This window comes from Rufibacter immobilis, from assembly GCF_003721565.1.
Taxonomy (GTDB): Bacteria; Bacteroidota; Bacteroidia; order Cytophagales; family Hymenobacteraceae; genus Nibribacter; species Nibribacter immobilis.
In genome coordinates this window covers 893525-914902 of the sequence record NZ_RJJE01000017.1, presented here as the reverse complement: position 1 = coordinate 914902, position 21378 = coordinate 893525, and the positions used below count along the sequence as shown (strand labels likewise).

Below are 21378 nucleotides of genomic sequence, written 5' to 3'. Positions count from 1 at the left end.
TTTTCAAAAAACAGCCCCTAAACGCAAGTGGAGACAGCAGGGGCTTTACCTTTGCCAGAAGGTGTACTTCTGCGAGATTTTTTGGTAGAAGTACATCCCTAAGTAGGCGGCGCCCACGCCAATAGCTGCCCCAAACGTAATGTCACCGGGATAATGCACGCCCAGGTAGATGCGGCTGTAAGAGATGGCCATGGCCCAGATCAGGAGCAGCACCTTAAAGATCCACTGGTTTTTGGGGAGCAACAGCAGTACAAAAACCGCAACGGCAAACGCATTGGCCGCGTGCGAAGAAACAAACCCGTAAAGCCCGCCGCAGCCGTCCACGGCATTTACGCTGGCATTGATGAGCTGGTCATGGCAAGGCCGGAGCCGGCCGAAGAACGGTTTCAAGATTCCAGAGGAAACAAAGTCAGCCAAGCCCACACTGGCGGCCAGAGACAACACCATGAGGTAACCCTTCCGCTTATAGAAATAAATAAACAGGCCAATCAGCAACGCGTAAAACGGAAACCAGACATACTTGTTGGAGATCAGCGTCATGACTGTGTCCCAGAAAGGAGAGTGGTGGCTGTTCAATTCCAGAAAGAGGGACTGGTCAAAGGAAATGAGTTCATCCATGGTTACTCGGCGTTAACCCAATCAATCCCTTTCCGGAAACAGGCCAAGGCTTCCGCCTCCGGGGTGCCGGCGGCAGGCTGGTGGCTGTAGTGCCAGCTGGCCAGCGGTGGCAGGCTCATGAGAATGGACTCTGTACGGCCGTTAGTTTCCAATCCGAATTTGGTGCCCCGGTCATTCACCAAGTTGAACTCCACGTAGCGCCCGCGCCGGATCAGTTGCCATTCTTTTTCCTCAGGGGTAAAAGGCAAATCTTTGTTCTGATTCACAATGGCAGTATAGGTAGGCGCGAAAGTATCGGCCACGGCCTGTACAAAGGCGAAGCGCTGGGCTAGGCTAATGTCAGGCGTTGGCGTGAGACGGTCAAAGAAGATGCCGCCCACGCCACGGGTTTCTTCGCGGTGCGGGATGTAGAAATAATCGTCGGCCCAGCGTTTGAAATCCGGGTAATAATTGGGCTGGAACAGATCACACGTCTTTTTCAATTGGGTATGGAAGAACTGTACTTGGGCTTTGTTCACATAGATAGGCGTCAAGTCAATGCCCCCGCCAAACCAGGCCTCGCCGTTACCCGCCTCAAAATAGCGGACGTTCATGTGCGTAATGGGCACGTGCGGGTTGCGCGGATGAATCACCACCGAAACGCCGGTGGCGAAGAAGTGGGGATCTGGTAGCTGAAGTCCTCGGGCCGCTTTCTCGGGTAATTCCCCCTCCACCGCCGAGAAGTTCACGCCGCCTTTCTCAAAAACCGCCCCATTCTGAATCACGCGGGCCGCCCCGCCGCCGCCGCCGGGACGTTCCCAAAGGTCTTCCTGAAAGGTGGCTACCCCGTCGCAGGCTTCCAGCTGCTGGCAAAGGCGCTCCTGAAATGACTTAAACCAAGTTTGAATCGTATCTCTCATGAATGAAGTATTTGCTGTTTTAGAGCTTTTTTGGCAAAAATAGGCTTAAAATAGGAGAGGCCCATCATTTCTCCGTTTTGCTTTATGGCAGATATGCCGTACTTTAGACAACAAACAATTGTTAGCTTATGAACCAGACCTCTGTAGAAGACCTCCCCAAAGTGGAACTGGAGCTTTTGTTGAAGGCGTACCGCCTGATGCTCACGGCCAAAGCCATGGCCGACACTTATGAGGAAAACAAAGCCATCTGCAGTAAATACGTGCACAGCACCTCGCGGGGCCATGAAGCCATTCAATTAGCCACCGCTTTCCATATCACGCATAAAGATTTCCTGTCGGTTTACTATCGCGATGAATCTATTCTGCTGGGCATCGGGATGAAACCATATGAGCTCATGCTACAGCTCATGGCCAAGCGGGACGATCCGTTCAGCGGCGGCAGAACCTATTACGGCCATCCCTCGCTCCGCCGCGAAGGAATGCCCGTCATCCCGCACCAAAGCTCGGCCACGGGTATGCAGGCTATTCCGGCAACCGGCATGGCGCACGCGCTGGCTTACCTGGAGTCACAGCAGTTGCTCAACCTCCAGGAAGGGCGCGTGGTGGTTTGTTCCTTAGGCGACGGTTCAGTCACCGAGGGGGAAGTGGCCGAGGCTTTCCAGATGGCCGTGCTCAAGAAACTACCCATCATTTATCTGGTGCAAGACAACGATTGGGGTATTTCTGCCAAAGGAACCGAAATGCGGGCGATGGATGCCTATGAGTACGCCGCGGGTTTCAAAGGCATGGAACGTATTAGGGTAGACGGCGCCGATTTTGTGGAATCTTACCAAGGTATGGCCGAAGCTTTCAGGATTGCCCGGCAGGAGCGGAGACCGGTTTTGGTGCACGCCAAATGCCCGCTGCTGGGGCACCATACCTCAGGCGTGAGAAGAGAATGGTACCGCGGCGACAACCTGCAGGAACACAGCTTGCTGGACCCGCTGCCCAAACTGGGTACGTACCTGCTGGAGCTAGGCATGTCTGCCGATGAACTCATTGACATTGCCCAGGAGGTAAAACGGGACGTGCAGATCCAGTATGAACAAGCCTTGGCCGCGGAGAACCCAGACCCGGCAACCTTCCATCTGCATGAGTTCGTGCCCACGCCGGTCACGGAAGAGAAAGGCACCCGCACCCCAGCCAATGCCGAGAAGAGTACCATGGTAGACGCCGCCCTGCATGCCGTTGACGAGATTCTGAGACAGTACCCAGAGGCGCTCTTCTACGGACAAGACGTGGGCGGGGAACTGGGAGGAGTTTTCAGGGAAGCCGCTTTACTGGCCAAAAAATACGGCGATGATCGCGTGTTCAATACGCCCATCCAGGAAGCCTACATCATTGGGTCCACGGCGGGAATGTCGGCGGTGGGGGCAAAACCGATTGTGGAGATTCAGTTCGCCGATTATATCTGGCCCGGCATTAACCAACTGGTAGAGGAACTGTCCAAGAGCTGTTATCTGAGCATGGGCAAATTTCCGGTGCAGTCGCTCATTAGAGTGCCCATTGGGGCTTACGGCGGGGGCGGGCCTTACCACTCCGGTAGTGTGGAGTCTACGCTGCTGAACATCCGGGGCATCAAGGTGGTGTACCCCAGCAACGCTGCCGACATGAAAGGCCTCATGAAAGCCGCTTTCCTGGACCCCAACCCCGTGGTGATGCTGGAGCACAAAGGTCTTTACTGGTCTAAAGTACCCGGCACCGAAGACGCGAAGACCCTGGAACCAGACGCAGATTACGTGCTGCCCCTGGGCAAAGCCCATGTGGTGCAACAAGCCTCTGAGGAACAGATGCGGCAGGGTAATAGCCTTACTGTGATCACCTACGGCATGGGCGTTTACTGGGCAAAATCAGCCAGCAAACAATTAGCTGGCTCAGTAGAAATTGTAGACCTGCGCACGCTCAATCCGCTGGACTATGAAGCTGTGGAAGCTTCTGTGAAACGGCACGGAAAAGTTTTAGTTCTCACGGAAGAGCCGCTGATGAATTCCTTTGCCGAGTCACTGGCCGGACGAATCAGCAGAACCTGTTTCACCAGCTTAGACGCCCCGGTGTTCACCCTGGGAGCCGAAAACCTGCCCGCTGTTCCCCTTAATGTGGAACTAGAGAAGATGATGCTGCCCAACGCCGATAAAGTACTGGCCGCTATGACCGAGCTTCTGGAATATTAATCTTTATGAATGCTTACCTAAACGCCGCTGCCCGTTCATGATGAACGGGCAGCGGCGTTTAGAGGCTCTTTTTCTGAAATCAGGCCAAAACCAGGATTAGAAAGGGTAGCCAATACCCAGGTTGAAGGTGGTCTGCGTTTTTGCCCCGAAGATCTTGTCTGATCTGAACTTGTTCAGGATAAACCGGTTGCCCTGCGGCAAAGACGGGTCATAGGCTTTGGTGGCAATATCGAAACGCAGGATGGCAAAGGTAAAATCAAGCCTTACCCCAAACCCAGTCCCTACCGCCAGTTCTTTGTAGAAACGGTTGAAGTCAAATTTTGCCCCGGGCTGCGCAATGTACAGTTCTGGGTTGGGGTTGGTGTTACGTTCGTTGAACAACCAGATATTGCCCGCATCCACAAACAAGGCTCCGTTTACGTTGGTGCTGCCAAACCGGAACATCCTGAACCGGAATTCGCTGTTTAATTCCAGTAGAATCTCTCCGGTCTGCTCAAATAGGTAATCTGCCTCGCCGGTGGTTCTGTTGATGAGCGCGCTGGAGCCCGGACCCAAGCGGCGCGGCAACCAGGCGCGAACGCTGGAAGATCCGCCCGCAAAGAAATATTTGTCATAGGGCAACGCTCTGGAATCACCCAATGGTTTGGCCACCCCACCGTTAGCGCGGTACACAAAGGTCATGTTGTTGCCCAGGGCGTGATACCGGCGGTAGTCTACGTTCAGCTTGGCAAAACGATAGGTGTTCAAGTCTTTGAACTGCTCGGCTACGTAGTTCCATAGCAAGCCGCCGGTCTCCACAAAGATGCGTACCAGTTTCGCGTCGTTAGACTGGTTGTAGTTGGCTGTGTTGTAAAGGCTGGTGAAGTTGATTGAAGATACGAATGCATTCCGGAAGCTCTCATTGAGGGGGTTCCCGGAGCGGGCCAAAGTATCCAGATACTGCTGAAAGGTAGGGTCAATGCGCGTGGTGCTGATCACGTTGATGTCCAGCGGCGAGAAACTGAACTGGTGGATGTTCAGCCGCTGCCAGATGTAGTCAAACGAAAAGTCTAAGTTGGTACGGGTGTACTCGTTGCGGTCAACGTAGGTATAACCAGTACTGAGCCGGGTGCGGGGGTTAAAACGCACCAAGAGGTCATTGGTCCGGAAGGGCACCAGAATCTGCGGGAAGGTGACGCCCATATCGGCTCCAACCTCGGTACGTCTGCCCACGGTGGTGGTGTTGCGTTGCAGCTGTCCTTCCACACCGGCCCGCACCCCCACGTCAAAAATCTCGGCACCGCCGAAGATGTTCCTGATCCGGAAACGGATACTCGTATATGGCCCCGGCACCTGCTCCGTGAAGGTACCGCCCACCTCAGAGGTTTCCTGGAAGCGGGGCAGCAGCGCCGTATTGATCTGCGCGTTCAATAAGCCTTTGTTGGGCTCCGTGGCCAGTGAATCTACCTTGGTGTAACTGATGGTGGTGTACTTGAAGACATCCAGGTTGCTGATGATGCGCTGGTTATTGAGCGTTCGGGTGGCCGAATAATTTTGCCCGGGCCTGATGATCACTTTACGGGCCAGGATCTTGGGTTTCACCCGCTGCTCATAGGCCAGGAAGTGCACATTGTTCAGTTCCACGGTGTCTCTGGTTCTTCCAAAGCGGTTGGTTCCGGCGTCTGAGGTGAAGTACACCTCATTGATCGTGTACATTTTGTGCAGGGTGGAGTCATTGGGGTTCTCTACCTGGGTCTTGAGCCGGACGGTGTAGGCTTCATAGCTGGTATCTGCCTCAAAGGTGACAAACTGCTGCCGGAAGTCATAAAACCCGTTGTTCTTCAGAAGCCCTTCAATGCGGGACCGTTCCTGCGTGAGCAAGGCCAGATCATAGTTTTGTTTCACCTTGATGAAGCTGGCCGGTTCATTTTCCCGCAGAAGACGAAGAATGGTGGTATCTGCCACCTCATAGGTATGCTGCGAAAGCACAAAAGGTTTGTCTTCCTGTACGTTCAGGGTCACATACACTTTCTTGCGCCTGGTCTCCGTTGCAGAAGAAACCTGGTTCTTGAAGAAGCCCTTAGACTCCAGGTAAATGCGCACCTGTTCTTCGGTCTGCTCCAGTTTAAGCGAATCAAAGATGGCGGGCGGTTCCCCCACGGTGCGCATGAGCCAGTTTCCGTTCTCCTTTTTGTTCTGGAGGCGGGCCAGCTTGTTTTCTTTTTTCTCTATGAGTTTGTCTACCTTGAGCGAATCACTGCCCGCCCGCTGAATGCGCCGGTTGTATTGCTGGGTTTCCTGCTCAATATCGGTCTGGATGCGTTCGGGGCTGTAAAAGCTTTTCCCTAAATAATAGAGATTCAGGTAAATGGGCGCGCCCAGCACCCGGCGGTTGGGTTTCTGCTGGTAGAGGGGCGTAATGGCAGATTTATTGTTTTGCTCCACGCCCTCCAGTTTAATGCGCCAGAGCAGGCGTTCGTTTTCAGCCAGATGACGGGTGGGGGAACAGCCCATGACAAGGCCCAGCATTGTGAATGCCGCGCCGAATACGTAACATCGTAGCTTCAAACGTAGAAAGGTTATGATCTCAAAAGGGCTTTTGAAGTACATTAGGTCACTGCAAATAAAGAAATATAGAGGGCTTCACCAAGCTTTCACGGTGGAAGGTGAAAAGAGTGTGGCAGAACTGCTGCAATCAGATTTCGAACTGGAAACGCTCCTGGCCACTCAAAAATTTTTACAGAAGCATACCCATCTGGTGCAGAAAGGTTTTGAGGTGATCCAGGTATCTGAGGACGAACTGGGCAAAGCCGGCTCCATGGAAAGCAATAACGCCGCGCTGGCCATTGCCAAGATGAAACCGGCCCCTCAATTTTCCTGGACGCAGGCGCCCTTTGTGCTGGCCCTGGACGAAGTGCGCGACCCCGGCAACCTGGGCACCATCATCAGAATCGCCGACTGGTACGGGCTCACCTCCGTTGTGCTCTCAGAAACCAGCGCCGATTTCTACAACCAGAAAGTCATTGCCGCCACTATGGGTTCCTTTACCCGTATTACGCCGCACTACGTCAGTTTAGGCGAGTTTCTGGAAAAACGGCCGCTAAACGTACCGGTGTACGGCGCAGCGCTGGAAGGGGAGAACGTGCACAAACTCACGCTGCAACCGCAGGGCGTGCTGGTAATGGGCAATGAATCACATGGCATTAGGCCAGAGATCATGCAAAAGGTCACCCAGCCGCTGCATATTCCTGGCAGAGGCGGCGCTGAGTCGCTGAACGTGGGAACCGCCACCGCCATCTTGCTGGACAATTTCTTCCGGAACGTCTAAGATTTCTGTTTAGCGGCTCTTTTTCCAGAATCAAGGCAAAAACAGCCTTTACTTAAAATAAAAAAAAGAGGAGCGAAACCGTTCCTCTTTTTTGTGGTATTTGTCTGATCTGCGATTTAGAACTTCATGATTCTGAGGCCTAAGGCGATGGCGTTGGCCTGGGGTCCTTTGTCGTCTTCAAACATTTCGTTCAGGTTGTATTTGGCGAAGAGCTCCAGGCTTCCCACGCCCACGAAACCAGACACACCGTATTGGAAATCGTTCAGGTAGAAATCGTCTTTGAACTTGTTTTTCACGTTGTCTCCGTTCTGGGAGTATTTCACCTTGGAGTGGCTGCTGAGCATGTAGCCCACAAATCCGCCGCCGCCAATTCTGAACACTGATTTGCCTTTCTGGTTTCTGAAGTCAAGGCCCAGTTCCAGCGGCACGTTGATGGAGGTAGTGGCCAGTTTGCTTTTCTCCAGGTTCAGGGGTTCGGCGTACATAAAATCTGCTCTCTCACCGGTGTTCACAATTCTGATGTTGTCATCAAACATGTAGTTGTGGAAGTCAAAGTTGAAGCCGGAGATCACGCGCAGCGGGCTGTTTTCACCTCCCAGGCGGCGGTGCCATTTGCTGTTGAGGCTGATGTACCGCGAAGCCATGGTTCTGAAGTTGATATCCTGTACCGCGCTGCCGGCCATCTCCTCGGTGTTCAGCCACTGGGACACGCCCAGGTCAATCTGGAAATCAAACTCGCGCTTAGGGTTGCGGGGCTTCTCGCGCTTCTTGTTCACTACGGTGGTGGTAGTGTCATTACCGCCCATGTTCACGCTTACCTTGGTCTTGTTGTTTTCCTCGTCATGGTCAATGTCTATGCCCACTTTGTCGGTGATCCGGATTCTGTTTTTCTCTTTGATTACTACCTCTGTGCCGTTGGGGCCGTTCTGGGTGATGGTGATGTTCACGTCCTCAGAGGTTTTGGCCGAAGACTTGTCAATGGTCACGGTTACTTCCTCGCCGTTCTTACCGGCGGCTTCTATCTGGTCGGCGTATTTGTCCAGCAGCAGCAGGAGAGAGTCTACGCTCTGGTTTTTTAGATTTTTCAAATCCTTCACGTCTTTCACTACCACCAGCAGCCGGGCCTCGTTGCGGAGCTTCAAGATGAGCGTATCTTGCACTACGGGCTGTTTAGGGCTTAAAGTACTGGCGTGAGAAGGCAAGGCGATTGCGGCAGCCATCATGATGGCCGAAAGCAGGGCATATAAACGTTTCATAGTATTGGATTTTAAAGTTCTATTGTCTTGGTAATCTTCTTGTTCCCTATGCGGGTCTCCAGGGCAAAGGTGTGTTTGGTGATTCCTAATTCTTCCAGATTCACTTTCTCCCCTTCCTTCAGGTTTTTCACCTGTTTCAGGATTCCTTTCAGGACGCGTCCAGAACCTGAAGTGTGTTCCTCTTGGTTAGGTGAGTGATCTACTGTAGTAGATGCCTGCGCGAGGGAAGCGGTTGCCTGGGTATTGTCAAGTTTTACAACTATTTTCAGATCGCTTGGTTCTGAGGCAGTTTTGGCAGATTCCTGCACGTTTGCCGGGGTGGTTGCGGCCAGTAAACTTTGTTCCTGCACCGCCTGCTCTTTCAGAGGAGTCATTTTTTCCTCCTGCACCTTGACAGGCGCGGTCACTGCATTTCTTTTGGAAGTCTGTTGCTGCCCGGCTGCCTTCCCGCTTACCGCAGCCATGGCCTGTGCCGGTTGGGCTTGCTTCATTTCCTGCTGGGCAAATGTTTCTTCCTGCGCAGTAGCAGACGGAGCCGTTTGGTAAGGCTCAACAGTAGTGGCTGGGGCACTGTTCTGTATTGCGGCAGGTTTGGTTTCCTGCACCGTGGCTACCGTGGCAGACGGCTGCAAGGGATCAATATCTGCCCGGTTTACCCAAAGACCCACGCCCAGTAGCATGGTCACGGCGGCAGCCGCCGAGTAGTACCACATTCTAACCGCACCGCGTTCCTCTTTCTGCTCCTGGGAAGCCACCGGCACCATGAATGGATTAGGCGTTTCCTGTTGCGGGGCCGCTTGTTGCAGACGGGCCTGCAGACGTTCCCAAGCCTCATTGCTGGGCGCCACCGGTCTGTCCTTGAGTTTGTCTCTGAATAGTTTATCTAATTCTTCTGCGCTCATTTCAATGTCTGGTTAAATGGCGATGGTAACACCTTGTTGGGCCAGCATGCGTTGCAGCATGGCTCTGGCTTTACTTAACTGTGATTTGGAAGTGCCCTCGGTAATATGGAGCATCTCCGCTATTTCTTTGTGCGAGTAACCTTCTATGGCATAAAGGTTAAATACGGCCCGGTACCCGGCCGGTAGCTCCAGCAGCAGGGCCATCATCTCCTCGGCGCTCATGTCGCTGTCGGCGGAGGCGTCTTCAGAGGCCAGGTGGATGTGCTCTTTCTCAATGGTGAGGTGCATGGGCTCCTGCTTGCGCAGGTGCTGCAGCGCCTCGTTCACCATGATGCGGCGCACCCAGCCTTCAAAACTGCCTTTCTGCTCAAAGCGGGTCACATGCTGGTACACTTTCATGAACCCGTTGATCAAGACCTCCTCGGCATCCATCTCATTCTTGAGGTAGCGCAGGCAGACCCCCATCATGGGGCCGGCGAAGCGCTCGTACAAGAGTCGCTGGGCTTTGGCATCGCCTTGCTGCAGTGCTATTACCAGATCTGTCTCGTTCACGGGTTGTAGAAGTTTAAGCGATAAAGTATTTGCCTGTTTGATTGAATAGATGCACCACCCGGAAAATCGGTTGCCTGGGGTTCAGAAAAAATTCAAGTAAAAATAAGGTTTTAGCCCGAAGTACCGGTAGTCAGGTGAAACTTCCTTTTCAATAGGTTAGACTTCAAGTACTTAATCCAGTACCTTTGCCCTGTAATTTTTCTTGCACCTGTTTATTTTTTGACGACTATGAGATTGTTGATCGCCGTTTTCGCCTTATGCATAAGCCAGACGCTGGCCGCGCAGGATGTTCCCGCCCAAAAGCTGAGCCCAGACCAGTTTAAAACCATGGTGAAGGAGGAGAAAGGAACCGTGATTGACGTCCGGACTCCGGAAGAGTTCGCCCAGGGTCATCTGAAGAAAGCGGTGAACTCAGATTTCAGGGGCGGTGCTTTCGCGCAGAACCTAGGCAATCTGGACAAGGACAAGATCTATTACCTGTACTGCGCCACCGGAAACCGGAGCGGCCAAGCCCTTAAGCTGATGCAGGAAGCAGGCTTCACTAAAGTCTATAACCTGGGTGGCTACAAAGACCTAAAAGCCGCCGGACTTAAAACCAAAGAAGCGAAGACGAAGAAGTAAGTCTTTTTTTTAGCTATTCATAGGATGTTTAGTTTGGCATAAAAAAAGCGTTTAGGGGCTGTTTTTGGAAAAACAGCCCCTAAACGCTTTTTCTGTAAGAGTAAGTGTGGATCTAGTAATTCCCCACCGAGAGCATCACCAGTGTGCAGGCGTGCAGGGTTTGGATGTTCTGCGCCTGCGCCTTCTTCTCCAGTTCGTAATTTTCGGTCCCCGGATTGAAGATGATGCGCTTGGGCTTGAGCGAGAGGATGTAGTCATACCAGCTGGGCTGGTTCTGCGGCCCCACGTACAACGTAACCGTGTCTACGGCATCAATCTCCGGTTTTTCCGTCTCTATAGGGAGCCCGGCCACTTCGCCCCGCTTAATGCCAACCGGCACCACCTCATGACCTGACCGTTTCAGTTGATGCACTGCTTTATAACTATAGCGCCCCGGATTGTCTGAGGCTCCTATGACCACCGTCTTTTTCATTGGTTTAGGCTTAATTCTGGAAAAACAGGCGCTAATCGCCAATTTATTGTTTATACTGATTTAAGTTGCCGTGGGTTAGCGGTTAATCAAAAGGGCTACCTGTTCAGCGCAACGTTCACCGTCCATGGCCGCAGAGACAATTCCTCCGGCATAACCGGCCCCTTCGGCGCAGGGGAAGAGGTTGGTGATTTGCGGGTGTTGCAGCGTTTCCTTATCCCTTGGAATACGAACCGGCGAGGAAGTGCGGCTTTCAACGCCCACAATCTGGGCATCGTTGGAAAGGTAACCACGCATCTTGTAGCCGAACTCCTGAAAGCCGCCGCGCAGTCGTTCGCCAATCATGGGAGGAAGCACTTCGCGCATGTCTACACTGGCCAGACCCGGTTGGTAAGAAGTCTCCAGCAGCGAGGCAGAAACTTTCCCCTTCACGAAATCCTGGAGACGTTGCGCCGGGGCCACCTGAGTTCCGCCCGCTACGGCACACGCTTTCTGCTCCAGGGCCTGCTGCAAGCGCAGACCCGCCAACGCGCCGTGCTGTTTCAGGTCCATGTCTTCCAAATTAATGGCCACCACAATGCCGGAGTTGGCATATTTTGAATCACGCCGGCTGGGCGACATTCCGTTTACCACCACTTCGCCAGGAGCGGTGGCCGCCGGCACTATAAACCCGCCGGGGCACATGCAGAAAGAAAACACGCCGCGCTCCTGCCCCTTGTAGGCCACCTGCTGCACCAATGAATAGGAAGCAGCGGGTAGGTAGGCCCCGCGGTCGCCGTTGCAATGGTACTGGATGCCGTCTATGAGGCTCTGCTGGTGCTCCACCCGTACGCCCATGGCAAAGGGCTTGGCTTCTATCAATATGTTTTTGGCGTGGAGCAACTCGTAGATGTCGCGGGCCGAGTGGCCGGTGGCCAGAATCACCGCTTCGCCTTCCATAGTGGTACCATTAGCCGTTACCACACCTTTCAGTTGATTTTTCTCCCGGATGAAGTCGGTGACCCGAGTATCGAAGTGAATTTCGCCACCGGCTTCTAAAATGGCTTCCCTGAGCTTGGCTATGAGAACCGGCAATTTGTTGGTGCCAATGTGCGGGTGGGCGTCAAAGAGGATGTCCGGAGTGGCCCCGTGCTGCACCATGATCTGAAGAATCCGCTGCACATCGCCCCGTTTTTTGGAGCGGGTATAGAGTTTTCCATCAGAATACGTGCCGGCCCCGCCTTCCCCGAAACAATAGTTGGAGTCTGGGTTTACCACGTGTTCTTTGTTGATGGCAGCCAGATCTCGGCGGCGGCTCCGCACATCTTTCCCGCGCTCTACCACCACCGGTTTCATGCCCAGTTCCAGGCAGCGCAACGCCGCGAACAATCCCGCCGGGCCCGCGCCCACAATGATCACGCGCCTGGCCTCAGGCTTCACCTGTGGGTAAACGTACGAAGGGAGCAGACTGGAAAGGTCAGGGGTTTGGGTATAAACATCGGCGCGCACCTTTACCTGAACCTTCCGGCCCCGGGCATCAATGGAGCGTTTAATTTTATGGATGAAGGCCGCCTCAGACGGCGCAAGAAGGCCAGCCTGTTGCAGGAGCTCGCGCTCCAGAAGGGCAGGGTCAAAGGCCACCTCGGGCGCTAAGACCAAGTCAAGTTCTTTTTTCATGAAGTGTAGTAAGGTAGTTAGCCTTAAAAAATGTTCTGGTGAGGTCTGTTGGGCAGTTTCCCGCAGCAAAGATAACCACTCTTCCTAAACCAAAGTCTGTCCGGGAAAATTCGTTTAGGGGTTGTTTTTGGAAAAAGAGCCCCTAAACGGAATGAAGAGCAAAGGGTAGGGCACCTTTAGTCTTAAGGCTTTCTAACCTAGCATAATTCTATATATGATTGCCATATATTTCAGGTATAGCTGGTTGTTGATATTAATTATCAAAGAAGCTTTTCATTTTATAAAGAACTTTCAGAAAAAACGCGGTTTGAGCCATTAATCACATAATAGCCCATCACTGGTTGCGTTTGCTAACTGAACCAGAAAAATCTGGAGTATAAGAATACATAGATAGAGAGGAGGATGGATAGAAGAGGAGGACATAACTATTGTATTGTAAACACCCGCAGCAAAATCGCTAGCGCCCTGCATCTGGGCATGTAGTGGCTATTACCCATGCCTGTTCCTACCATAGCGTTGAAAAATAGGAACGTACTTTTTTAAGAGCGGCGGAAGATAAACTTGTACTTTCTGTAACGAAAGGTACAAATCTCACACCTCGACTAGGTGTTTCTGCCATCTGTTTACTACAAACAACTTTAATGAAGAAAGCAATATTATTCAGCTTCGTCCTGTTGCTGTCTCTGGTTTCGCATGCGTGGGCCCAAAGCAGGACGATCAAAGGAACTGTGACCGATGCGCAGACCGGTGAAGGGATGCCCGGGGTAACGGTTCAATTAAAAGGAAGCACCACTGCCGCCCCAACCGGAGTGACCGGAGATTATGAAATCTCTGTGCCAGCCGCAGAGGGCACCTTAGTTTTTACTTTCATTGGCTACACTAACAAAGAAGTTGCCCTTGGTTCCCAGACCACCATCAACGTGGCGCTGGTTCCTGACCAAACACAACTTGACGAAGTGTTGGTAGTGGCATATGGTACCGCTGAGGAGAAATCTTACACAGGTTCTGTGACCGCGGTAAAATCAGAAGCCATTGAGAAAATGCAGGCCAATGACGTAACCAAAGCGTTGGCTGGTCTGGCACCTGGTATTCAGGTGACTTCCCCAAGCGGACAGCCTGGTGCTACCAGTACCGTGCGCATACGGGGGGTAGGTTCCGTAAACGCGGGCAGTGCACCTTTATATGTAGTAGATGGCGCTCCATATTCTGGAGACATCAACGCCATTAACCCGCATGACATTGAATCCATGACTGTATTGAAAGACGCTACGGCGGCTTCATTGTACGGATCTCGAGCAGCTAACGGCGTAATTGTGATCACAACCAAAGGAGGATCTGCACCTAAAGAGCCTACCATCACGTTTGGCGCTACGGTAGGGGTTTCTGACTTTGCCGTGGACGATTATAAGACCGTAAATGCCAGTCAGATGTACGAGCTTACCTGGGAAGCTCTGCGCAATGATGCTCGTTCAGATGCGACATTGTGGAAAGGCAAATTTGCTTCCCCTGAGGAGTATGCTTCTAAAACAGTGGTAACTAGATTAGCCGGTGCCGGTAATGGCCAGCAGTACAACCCGTTCAACAATGAGAATGGGGCAACTGACCCAGAGCCAGTAGGATTAGACGGTAAAATCAAGCCAGGCCTTACGCCAGCTTGGGACGAAGACTGGAGAGATGCCCTTTACAGAAAATCCGTACGTCAGGAATATGACTTAAGTGTACAGGGCGGTACTGAGAAAGGTAATTACTACTTCTCCGGTAACTATTTAGACCAGCAGGGGGCATTTATCACTTCCGGTTTCAAACGTTACTCTAGCCGTCTGCGCCTGAACTCTCAGATCAGAGACAACATTAAAGTTGGCTTGAGTGCTAACATTTCTTATACAGACCAGAATGCGCCAACCTCCAGCGGTACTTCTTTCCGTAACGTGGTTTCTTGGGGACGTAACATCTCCAGTATATACCCCATTTACAGAAGAAAGAACGCTGACGGTTCTCCGTTTACAGGACCGCAGGAATTTGATTTCAATACCCAGCGGCCGTATGGCAGTAACAGCAACCCGGTGGGTACTACAGTGCTGGATATCATCCAGGGCAGCAACCTAACCTGGGGTTGGAATGGTTTTGCTGAGATCTCTTTCCTGAAAGATTTCAAATACAGAACTACCCTTGCCCTTAACGGGGATAATTACCGTGGAGAGACTTTTTACAACCCTACTTATGGTGATGCCTCCGGTACAATCCGCGGACGGGGTACCCAATCAAGGTCTTCTTACACTGAGTACACCTTCAACCACATCTTAAGCTGGAATAAAACTTTTGGGGTACATACTCTAGATGCGTTGGGCGGTTTTGAGGTGTTCAATCTTTCCTCCAACTCCGTGTCTACCCAGAAAACCGGTTTCATTCCGGTAGAGGGAATGACTCAGTTAGACAACGCGGCTACTATTGTGAGCTCTAACTCCCAAAAAGACAGACGTGCACTGCAAAGCTTCCTGGGTCAGGTGAATTATGGTTTAGCAGATAAATATTACCTGTCTGCCTCGTTCCGCCGTGATGGATCAACCCGTTTCTATGATGAGCAGCAATGGGGTAATTTCTATTCAGTGGGTGCCTCCTGGAGACTTTCTGAGGAAAACTTTATGAAAGACCTCATGTGGGTGAACAATGCCAAGCTGCGTGCCAGCTACGGTACATCTGGTAACGAGAATCTGTCTTCTTACTATGCCTATAGAGGTCTTTATGACACGGGCTACCCAGACCTATCTTCTCCAGGTATGGTTGTGTCTACTCTGGAGAACAAACTATTGACATGGGAGAAACAGGCCATCTTCAACGTTGGTTTAGATGCAACTCTGTTCAAGAAAATTGACGTGTCTTTGGATTACTATAACAGAGAGTCTAAAGACCTGCTGCTAGACAGACCAATGCCACCTTCTTTAGGCTTTGTTAGAATTGCAGACAACCTGGGCTCTATGCGCAACAGAGGTTTTGAGGCCAACATCACGGGCCATATTGTAGACAATGACAACTTTGGTTGGTCTGCAAACTTGAATGCGGCCCACAACACCAATGAGTTTACCAGCCTGCCGCAAGAAACTATCCTTTCGGGTACCAAGCAGTTCAAAGTGGGGCAGTCTATCTATGATTTCTACCTAGAAGACTTTGCGGGAGTTGATCCGGCTACTGGTCTAAGCATGTGGTACTATGATGCCAAAAATGCAGAAGGCGTGGTAGAAAGAAAAACTACTACTGATTACTCTAAAGCGACCCGTTACTATGTAGGGAATGCCCTCCCAAAAGTGACAGGTGGTTTCTCCAACAATCTGCGCTACAAAGGCTTTGATCTGGCGGTGTTGTTCAACTACAGCTTCGGCGGTAAAATCCTGAACACGGACTACAGCGGACTGATGAGTGGTGGCGCTTCTGCCGGTACCAACTGGAATGTTGACATTCTGGACAGATGGCAGAACCCAGGTGATGTCACGGATATCCCTCGTCTGGGAACTGGACAATCTCTGAACGTCAATAACCGTTCTTCCCGTTTCCTGACCGATGCCTCCTATGTTCGCCTTCGTAACATCACGCTAGGGTACACCCTGCCAGCTTCTGTACAAGACCGCTTAAGAATGAAAGGATTGAGAGTTTTTGTGCAAGGCGATAACCTGGTGACCTGGTCTAAAGGCCTACATGGCATGGACCCAGAGCAATCTATTGATGGTTTAACCAACAACAGCTTCCCGGTTATGAAGACTTACTCTGTAGGTGTTCGCGCTTCTTTCTAATTTTGAAATAGACTCAATAGATGAAAATCACAAAAGTTAAAATATATTCTGTCCTGCTTGGCGCTTCCCTGAGTTTGGGGGCGTGCAAGGATGATTTCTTGGAAACCCTTCCATCCAATGCGGTGTCCTTTGAACAGGCATTCAGTTCACCAGCCGCAGTGGAGGCAGCATTAACCGGTACATACCGTTTAATGCGTACCGCAGTTATCAATTCTGGGTCTGGAACGTCTACCGATACGTATGGTGTTCCCCAATTCAATCTCACCTGGGATGTGATGGGCCAAGACATTATGGCTAACACGAACTGGTTTGTGTACCAATATGAATTGGACAATAAGTTAACAACTTACAGAGGAACACACACTTTATGGGCTACCAATTATGGTCCCATTACCAATGCTAATTACATTATTGCTAAATCTGCAACTGTGCCTGGTATTACTGAAAGCCAAAGCACAGCCTTCGTGGCAGAGGCAAGAGCGTTAAGAGCATTTGGGTACTTTAACCTGGCCCGAACGTATCAGCATACTTATTTAAAAGATCCTCAGGCATTGGCGGTGCCTTTGGTACTGGAGCCTACCACTGAACAATCCAAAGGTCAGCCAAGAGTGTCGCTTGAGAAAGTGTACGCCCAGATGGTGGAAGACCTGACCATTGCGGAGCGAGACCTTACTGCCGCAAGACCTGCCAAAAGCCGCATCAACAAAAATGTGGCCCAAGGCCTTTTGGCGCGTGTGTACCTGGAGATGGGACAATGGGAGAAAGCCGCTGAGTTTGCCGCTAAAGCCCGCGAAGGGTATCCTCTGATGTCGACGAGTGACTATAGAGCTGGGTTCAATGATTTTGCTAATAAAGAATGGATCTGGGGTTTACCACAGGCCGCTGATCAGCAAGTTGGTTTCGCCTCGTTCTTCTCATTTATAGACGGACGCTATACGCTTGACACAAAAGGAAACAGAACCTACGCGCGCAGAGGGTATAACAACATTCGGGCGAATGACAAATTTGTGGAGCTTTTCAGTTGGAATGATGCCCGCAGAGAGTTTCAGGAAGCAGAGGGGGTGACTAACTCTGACCGCTACACCATCACCAAGTTCAAGGACCTGCCAGACCTGAGCGGGGACTTTGTGCTGATGCGTGCCGCAGAGATGTACCTGATTGAGGCCGAGGCGAAAGCCCGTTTGGGACAAAATGATGCTGCCCAGCTGCTGGTACTAGACTTACGTCGTCAGCGTTTCTTTCCTATCACCGAAGCCGTAAAACCCACCACTACTGATGCGGATTTGGTGGAGGAGATCTGGGTAGAGAGAAGGAAAGAACTGTACGGAGAAGGTTTCAGTCTGCTGGACATCAAACGTCTGCAGAAGCCTTTGGTACGGGAAGGGAACCATACCGCCAAATTGGGTACCACTCCAGCCAACAGCAACCTGTTCATCTACCAATTCCCACAAGTGGAGCTTAACAATAACCCTGACTTTGGACCTCAAAATCCTTAAGAATAGTTAAGGGTTTAAATAGAAAAGGCTGCTCTTCTTTAGAGCAGCCTTTTTTGCTTTATAGCCAGAGCTATAGGATAGGCACTTGGAAATGGAATTGCGTTTAGAGTGGCTTTTTTCAGAAAAAGGCCAAAACTATAACTCGTCATTTTCTGAGGCTAAAGCTGGAGAATTCTCTCTAAAATTAGAAGGTGCGTTTAGGGGCTCTATTTCTAAAAAGAGCCCCTAAACGCACCTTCACCTGTATCTATCCTTCTGGAAAAGGAATGGGTTTAATTTACTTCCCCCACAATGCTGTTCACCCAGCCTTTGCCCCAGTTGTCCTGTTCTTCCTGCGTCCAAATCTCAGGGAAGAAAATCCGTTTCTGGAAGCGGGGGGGTAGGTATTTCTGCCAGTTGGTTCCCCCGGTGGCGGCAATCACGTCTGGGTCCCGCTGCAGGTACCGCACCGCCGATTTGTAGTGCATGAGTGGCCAGTTTACATTCACGTTGCTATCCAACTCCTTCAGGTGACTGATCAGTTTCGGGTTCTGGCGCTCTTCCTCAGAAAGCTGATGATATACATACCACAGGTTTTTGTGCTGGTACTCCCGGGCGTGTTGCATGAGTTCTGCGGAATATTTTTCCTCGAACTGCAGCAGAGTCAGGGTCTTGGCGCCGGAAGCAGCCTCCGTAGCTCCCTCTTTCCAATAGATGCAGCCAAACATGTCCTCGTGGGTGCTCTGCAAACCCAGGGCTTCGCGCTTGGCTTTGTCGGTGAGGTTGCGAAGGTCAGTGGAGCAGAGCTCTATCTTGCGGTACTGCACGCTTTGGAAACCACTGGCGGGCATGAGGGCCATCCTAAATTTAAGGAACTCCTTCGGGTCCATGCCATCTACCATCACGTCAAAAGAAGCGATTAAATTCTCAAAATAGCGGTTAATGCGGCCCACGCGGGTAATGAGCAACTGGGCGGTAGGGGTAGGGGCTTCACCAATCTGTCTGTACTCGTGGAGGCAGAGCTTGAAGTAAAGCTCGGTCACCTGGTGGTACATGATGAAAATCTCCTCATCCGGTATTTTAGTGCGCGGGGTCTGCAAACTCAAGAGCGTGTCCAGGTGGATGTAGTCCCAGTAGTTGAGGAAATCTGAGTACAGCAGGCCTTCCAGGTAAGAAGCCAGATCCTGGCCCAGCGGGTAATACTTCTGTTGGAGTTTTTCCAGCAGTTCCAGCACTTGCGGCGAAAAGGTTGGTTCTGCCATATATTATTTTCTGAATGTTGTAATTATCTTTCTTTACTTGCGACAAAGAAAGTAAAAGTATTTGGATTGCGCTCGCCTCTTTGGCAATAATAACCGCCACATAGGCAGCCAGGGGCAGACAGCAGCTTCTTTGGAGGCTAAAAACTGTTCCGGCAGTTTTTGGGAGAGCACTACATTACCCAGCGCAATATTTTTACCTTTGATGCTAGAAGAACGCATCAAAACTATGGCAGAGAAAAGCAGCATTTTTGATATGATTGGCCCGGTGATGATTGGCCCTTCCAGCTCACATACAGCGGGTGTGGTCCGTATTGCGCGGGCCGCCATCCGGATCTTGGGGGCCAAACCAACCGAAGCCGTCATTACTTTCTATAATTCCTTTGCCCGCACCTATGAGGGCCACGGGAGTGACCGTGCCATTGTAGCGGGGTTGTTAGATTTTAGAACCGATGATACCCGCATCAAAGAAGCCTTTGAGCACGCCAAGGAAAATGGGCTCAAGTACACCTTCAAATCGGTGGGTAACGCTTCTACCATGCACCCCAACACCATAAAGCTGAACCTCACGTCGGCCGACGGGAAGCAGGCGGAGGTGATCGGGCAAAGCCGAGGCGGCGGGGTCATCAGCATTGTGGAAGTAGACGGCTTCCCCTCCAATTTCTCGGCTAACCTGCACACACTCATCATTGATGCCCTTGACGTAAAAGGAAGCATTGCCTTCATCAGTGACATCATTGCCCACGATGACTGCAACATTGCCACCATGAACGTGTCCAGGAAAGGCCGCAATGACCTTGCCCGGCAGTTCATAGAAATGGACTCTGGCCTACGACCCATTTCGCTGGAGTACCTCCGGCAACTGAACTGGGTTAAGAATGTGATCTACATCCCTAATATTGACTTATAGATGCGACGTTTTCCCTCCGCTTTTCTTGCCACGCTTGGGTTAGCCATTGGCTCCCATACGCTCGCGTTGGCCCAAACGAATACCTCTACAGAAACCGTCTGGAGCTTGGAACAGTGCATTGACCATGCGGTTAAGAACAACCTGCAGATCAGACAATCTGGGCTAACCATTGAACAGGCGGCTGTTGATGTCAAACAGGCGAGAGCAGACCAACTGCCTACCATCAATGGAAGCGGTACCCATGGCTTCAACAATGGTTTCTTTCTAGACCCTGTACGAAATCAGATTCAGAATACTCAGATATGGTCTGGTAACGTGGGCGTAAATGGTTCTGTCAATCTGTACAGTGGTCTGCAGACCCGTAACACCATTCAGCGGAATAGACTTGAATTACAAGCCAGCAAACTTGATCAGCAGAAAGTGCAGAATGATATCACCCTCAATGTTGTGACCGCCTACATGAACATCCTGCTAAACCAGGAAATCCTAAAAACCAACCAGGAGCGCCTAAACCTAACGCAGAGCCAGCTAGAACGCACCCAAAGATTGTTCCAGGCCGGGAGCGTTCCTGAAAGCAACGTTTTAGATCTTAACGCCCAAATAGCTAGTGATGAACTTAATATCATCACTGCCCAGAACAATATTGAGCTGGCTGAACTGCAATTGATTCAACTCTTGAACTTAACCGAAGCGAACCCTGCTAGTTTCTCTGTTGTAGTCCCAAATATTCCTGACCCAGACCAGACAGTGATTGGGTTTAATGCTGAAGATGTATATGCTACTGCTTCAGACAGAATGCCCGAGATATTACGGGCAAGATTGCGAATTCAGAGTGCAGATAAATCCATTGCTATTGCCAGAGGGGCATATCATCCTAGCTTGAGTTTAGTAGGAAGTGTTAGTACCCGTTATTCCAGCGGTAGTTCCCTGATCTCTTTTGGACAGACAGGAGTGCCTCAAAGAGTGGGTTTCCTTGACCCCTCGTTAAGTCAGCCTTTTGTTATCTATAGCTTAGAGCAAAGTGAAGTAAAGTACCCATACTTTGATCAATTGCAAGATAACATTGGCCAATTCATAGGAATAAACCTGAGCATTCCTATTTTAAATGGATTTAGGGTAAGAAACAATGTTCAGCTTTCCAAAATTGGTCTCAGAAACGCTGAAATCAATTCAGATATAGCCAAAAATGAGCTAAAACAGACCATTGCCCAAGCGTACACCGACGCTATAGGTGCCCAAAAAAGGTTTGTGGCGGCTAAGAAACAACTGGAAGCCTTTGAGCAAGCCTACAGAAATGCCGAGATCCGGCTCAACAACGGCCTCATCAACAACGTGGACTTCAACGTGGCCAGAAACAATCTGGTGAAAGCCCAGTCAGACATCATTCAAGCAAAATACGATTACGTTTTCAGGCTCAAGTTCCTGGAATTCTACCAAGGTAAAACCATCACTCTCTAAC

At 51.0% G+C, this 21378-nt stretch carries 16 protein-coding genes; 7 read left to right on the top strand and 9 right to left on the bottom strand.

All coding sequences use genetic code 11. The annotated features are described in order from the left end of the window. Nucleotides 1–45: 45 nt before the first annotated feature. Both EFA69_RS16745 and hemF read right to left on the bottom strand, forming a co-directional pair. The gene (locus EFA69_RS16745) at nt 46–618 is read right to left on the bottom strand and encodes a phosphatase PAP2 family protein (RefSeq protein WP_123134224.1); all 573 of its coding nucleotides are present in this window, start codon (nt 616–618) and stop codon (nt 46–48) included. Between the two features lie 2 nt (nt 619–620). Continuing rightward, nucleotides 621–1517 (bottom strand): oxygen-dependent coproporphyrinogen oxidase, encoded by an 897-nt coding sequence (gene hemF, locus EFA69_RS16740; RefSeq protein ID WP_123134223.1) that lies wholly within the window; start codon nt 1515–1517, stop codon nt 621–623. A gap of 128 nt (nt 1518–1645) precedes the next feature. Here hemF and EFA69_RS16735 point away from each other — a divergent pair, with 128 nt between their 5' ends. Then, entirely contained in the window at nt 1646–3727 is a 2082-nt protein-coding gene (locus tag EFA69_RS16735; RefSeq protein WP_123134222.1) for an alpha-ketoacid dehydrogenase subunit alpha/beta, read from the top strand. 96 nt (nt 3728–3823) lie between these two features. Here EFA69_RS16735 and tamL read toward each other — a convergent pair whose 3' ends face one another. Then, on the bottom strand, nt 3824–6235 hold the full coding sequence (gene tamL, locus EFA69_RS16730; protein ID WP_221175761.1) for a translocation and assembly module lipoprotein TamL: 2412 nt from the start codon (nt 6233–6235) through the stop codon (nt 3824–3826). Between the two features lie 52 nt (nt 6236–6287). On the opposite strand from tamL, the gene EFA69_RS16725 reads away from it, so the two are divergent. After that, complete coding sequence (locus EFA69_RS16725) at nt 6288–7034, top strand: RNA methyltransferase (RefSeq protein WP_123134220.1); 747 nt, start codon at nt 6288–6290, stop codon at nt 7032–7034. Nucleotides 7035–7150: 116 nt separating this feature from the next. Here EFA69_RS16725 and EFA69_RS16720 read toward each other — a convergent pair whose 3' ends face one another. Genes EFA69_RS16720 through EFA69_RS16710 form a run of 3 tightly spaced genes read right to left on the bottom strand, consistent with a single transcriptional unit; the run spans nt 7151 to nt 9744 of the window. Then, a complete protein-coding gene (locus EFA69_RS16720; RefSeq protein ID WP_123134219.1) occupies nt 7151–8290 on the bottom strand; it encodes an outer membrane beta-barrel protein in 1140 nt (379 codons plus the stop codon). Nucleotides 8291–8301: 11 nt separating this feature from the next. Continuing rightward, nucleotides 8302–9192: a hypothetical protein gene (locus tag EFA69_RS16715; protein ID WP_123134218.1), complete on the bottom strand. Its 891-nt coding sequence runs from the start codon at nt 9190–9192 to the stop codon at nt 8302–8304. Nucleotides 9193–9204: 12 nt separating this feature from the next. Continuing rightward, nucleotides 9205–9744, bottom strand: a complete 540-nt coding sequence (locus EFA69_RS16710; RefSeq protein ID WP_123134217.1) for an RNA polymerase sigma factor — start codon at nt 9742–9744, stop codon at nt 9205–9207. A gap of 228 nt (nt 9745–9972) precedes the next feature. Here EFA69_RS16710 and EFA69_RS16705 point away from each other — a divergent pair, with 228 nt between their 5' ends. After that, a complete protein-coding gene (locus EFA69_RS16705; protein ID WP_123134216.1) occupies nt 9973–10365 on the top strand; it encodes a rhodanese-like domain-containing protein in 393 nt (130 codons plus the stop codon). A gap of 112 nt (nt 10366–10477) precedes the next feature. Here EFA69_RS16705 and EFA69_RS16700 read toward each other — a convergent pair whose 3' ends face one another. Both EFA69_RS16700 and EFA69_RS16695 read right to left on the bottom strand, forming a co-directional pair. Then, the gene (locus EFA69_RS16700; protein WP_123134215.1) at nt 10478–10837 is read right to left on the bottom strand and encodes a CoA-binding protein; all 360 of its coding nucleotides are present in this window, start codon (nt 10835–10837) and stop codon (nt 10478–10480) included. A gap of 75 nt (nt 10838–10912) precedes the next feature. After that, on the bottom strand, nt 10913–12490 hold the full coding sequence (locus EFA69_RS16695) for an NAD(P)/FAD-dependent oxidoreductase (protein WP_123134214.1): 1578 nt from the start codon (nt 12488–12490) through the stop codon (nt 10913–10915). Between the two features lie 641 nt (nt 12491–13131). On the opposite strand from EFA69_RS16695, the gene EFA69_RS16690 reads away from it, so the two are divergent. After that, entirely contained in the window at nt 13132–16275 is a 3144-nt protein-coding gene (locus EFA69_RS16690) for a SusC/RagA family TonB-linked outer membrane protein (protein ID WP_123134213.1), read from the top strand. Nucleotides 16276–16295: 20 nt separating this feature from the next. After that, on the top strand, nt 16296–17771 hold the full coding sequence (locus EFA69_RS16685) for a RagB/SusD family nutrient uptake outer membrane protein (protein ID WP_123134212.1): 1476 nt from the start codon (nt 16296–16298) through the stop codon (nt 17769–17771). Nucleotides 17772–18043: 272 nt separating this feature from the next. Here the strand turns inward: EFA69_RS16685 and EFA69_RS16680 are convergent, their stop codons facing one another. Then, nucleotides 18044–19012, bottom strand: coding sequence for a tryptophan 2,3-dioxygenase family protein (locus EFA69_RS16680; RefSeq protein ID WP_123134211.1), 969 nt, complete (start codon nt 19010–19012; stop codon nt 18044–18046). Between the two features lie 226 nt (nt 19013–19238). Here EFA69_RS16680 and sdaAB point away from each other — a divergent pair, with 226 nt between their 5' ends. Beyond that, nucleotides 19239–19919, top strand: a complete 681-nt coding sequence (gene sdaAB / locus EFA69_RS16675) for an L-serine ammonia-lyase, iron-sulfur-dependent subunit beta (protein ID WP_123134210.1) — start codon at nt 19239–19241, stop codon at nt 19917–19919. Beyond that, nucleotides 19920–21377 (top strand): TolC family protein, encoded by a 1458-nt coding sequence (locus EFA69_RS16670; RefSeq protein WP_123134209.1) that lies wholly within the window; start codon nt 19920–19922, stop codon nt 21375–21377. Nucleotide 21378 lies beyond the last annotated feature (1 nt).

Coding starts and splice junctions, on each gene's coding strand:
- EFA69_RS16670 (WP_123134209.1), top strand. CDS start 19,920: ATGCGACGTTTTCCCTCCGCTTTTCTTGCCACGCTTGGGTTAGCCATT.
- EFA69_RS16700 (WP_123134215.1), bottom strand. CDS start 10,837: ATGAAAAAGACGGTGGTCATAGGAGCCTCAGACAATCCGGGGCGCTAT.
- EFA69_RS16735 (WP_123134222.1), top strand. CDS start 1,646: ATGAACCAGACCTCTGTAGAAGACCTCCCCAAAGTGGAACTGGAGCTT.
- EFA69_RS16725 (WP_123134220.1), top strand. CDS start 6,288: ATGATCTCAAAAGGGCTTTTGAAGTACATTAGGTCACTGCAAATAAAG.
- EFA69_RS16685 (WP_123134212.1), top strand. CDS start 16,296: ATGAAAATCACAAAAGTTAAAATATATTCTGTCCTGCTTGGCGCTTCC.
- EFA69_RS16720 (WP_123134219.1), bottom strand. CDS start 8,290: ATGAAACGTTTATATGCCCTGCTTTCGGCCATCATGATGGCTGCCGCA.
- EFA69_RS16745 (WP_123134224.1), bottom strand. CDS start 618: ATGGATGAACTCATTTCCTTTGACCAGTCCCTCTTTCTGGAATTGAAC.
- EFA69_RS16715 (WP_123134218.1), bottom strand. CDS start 9,192: ATGAGCGCAGAAGAATTAGATAAACTATTCAGAGACAAACTCAAGGAC.
- EFA69_RS16705 (WP_123134216.1), top strand. CDS start 9,973: ATGAGATTGTTGATCGCCGTTTTCGCCTTATGCATAAGCCAGACGCTG.
- tamL (WP_221175761.1), bottom strand. CDS start 6,235: ATGCTGGGCCTTGTCATGGGCTGTTCCCCCACCCGTCATCTGGCTGAA.
- EFA69_RS16690 (WP_123134213.1), top strand. CDS start 13,132: ATGAAGAAAGCAATATTATTCAGCTTCGTCCTGTTGCTGTCTCTGGTT.
- hemF (WP_123134223.1), bottom strand. CDS start 1,517: ATGAGAGATACGATTCAAACTTGGTTTAAGTCATTTCAGGAGCGCCTT.
- EFA69_RS16695 (WP_123134214.1), bottom strand. CDS start 12,490: ATGAAAAAAGAACTTGACTTGGTCTTAGCGCCCGAGGTGGCCTTTGAC.
- sdaAB (WP_123134210.1), top strand. CDS start 19,239: ATGGCAGAGAAAAGCAGCATTTTTGATATGATTGGCCCGGTGATGATT.
- EFA69_RS16680 (WP_123134211.1), bottom strand. CDS start 19,012: ATGGCAGAACCAACCTTTTCGCCGCAAGTGCTGGAACTGCTGGAAAAA.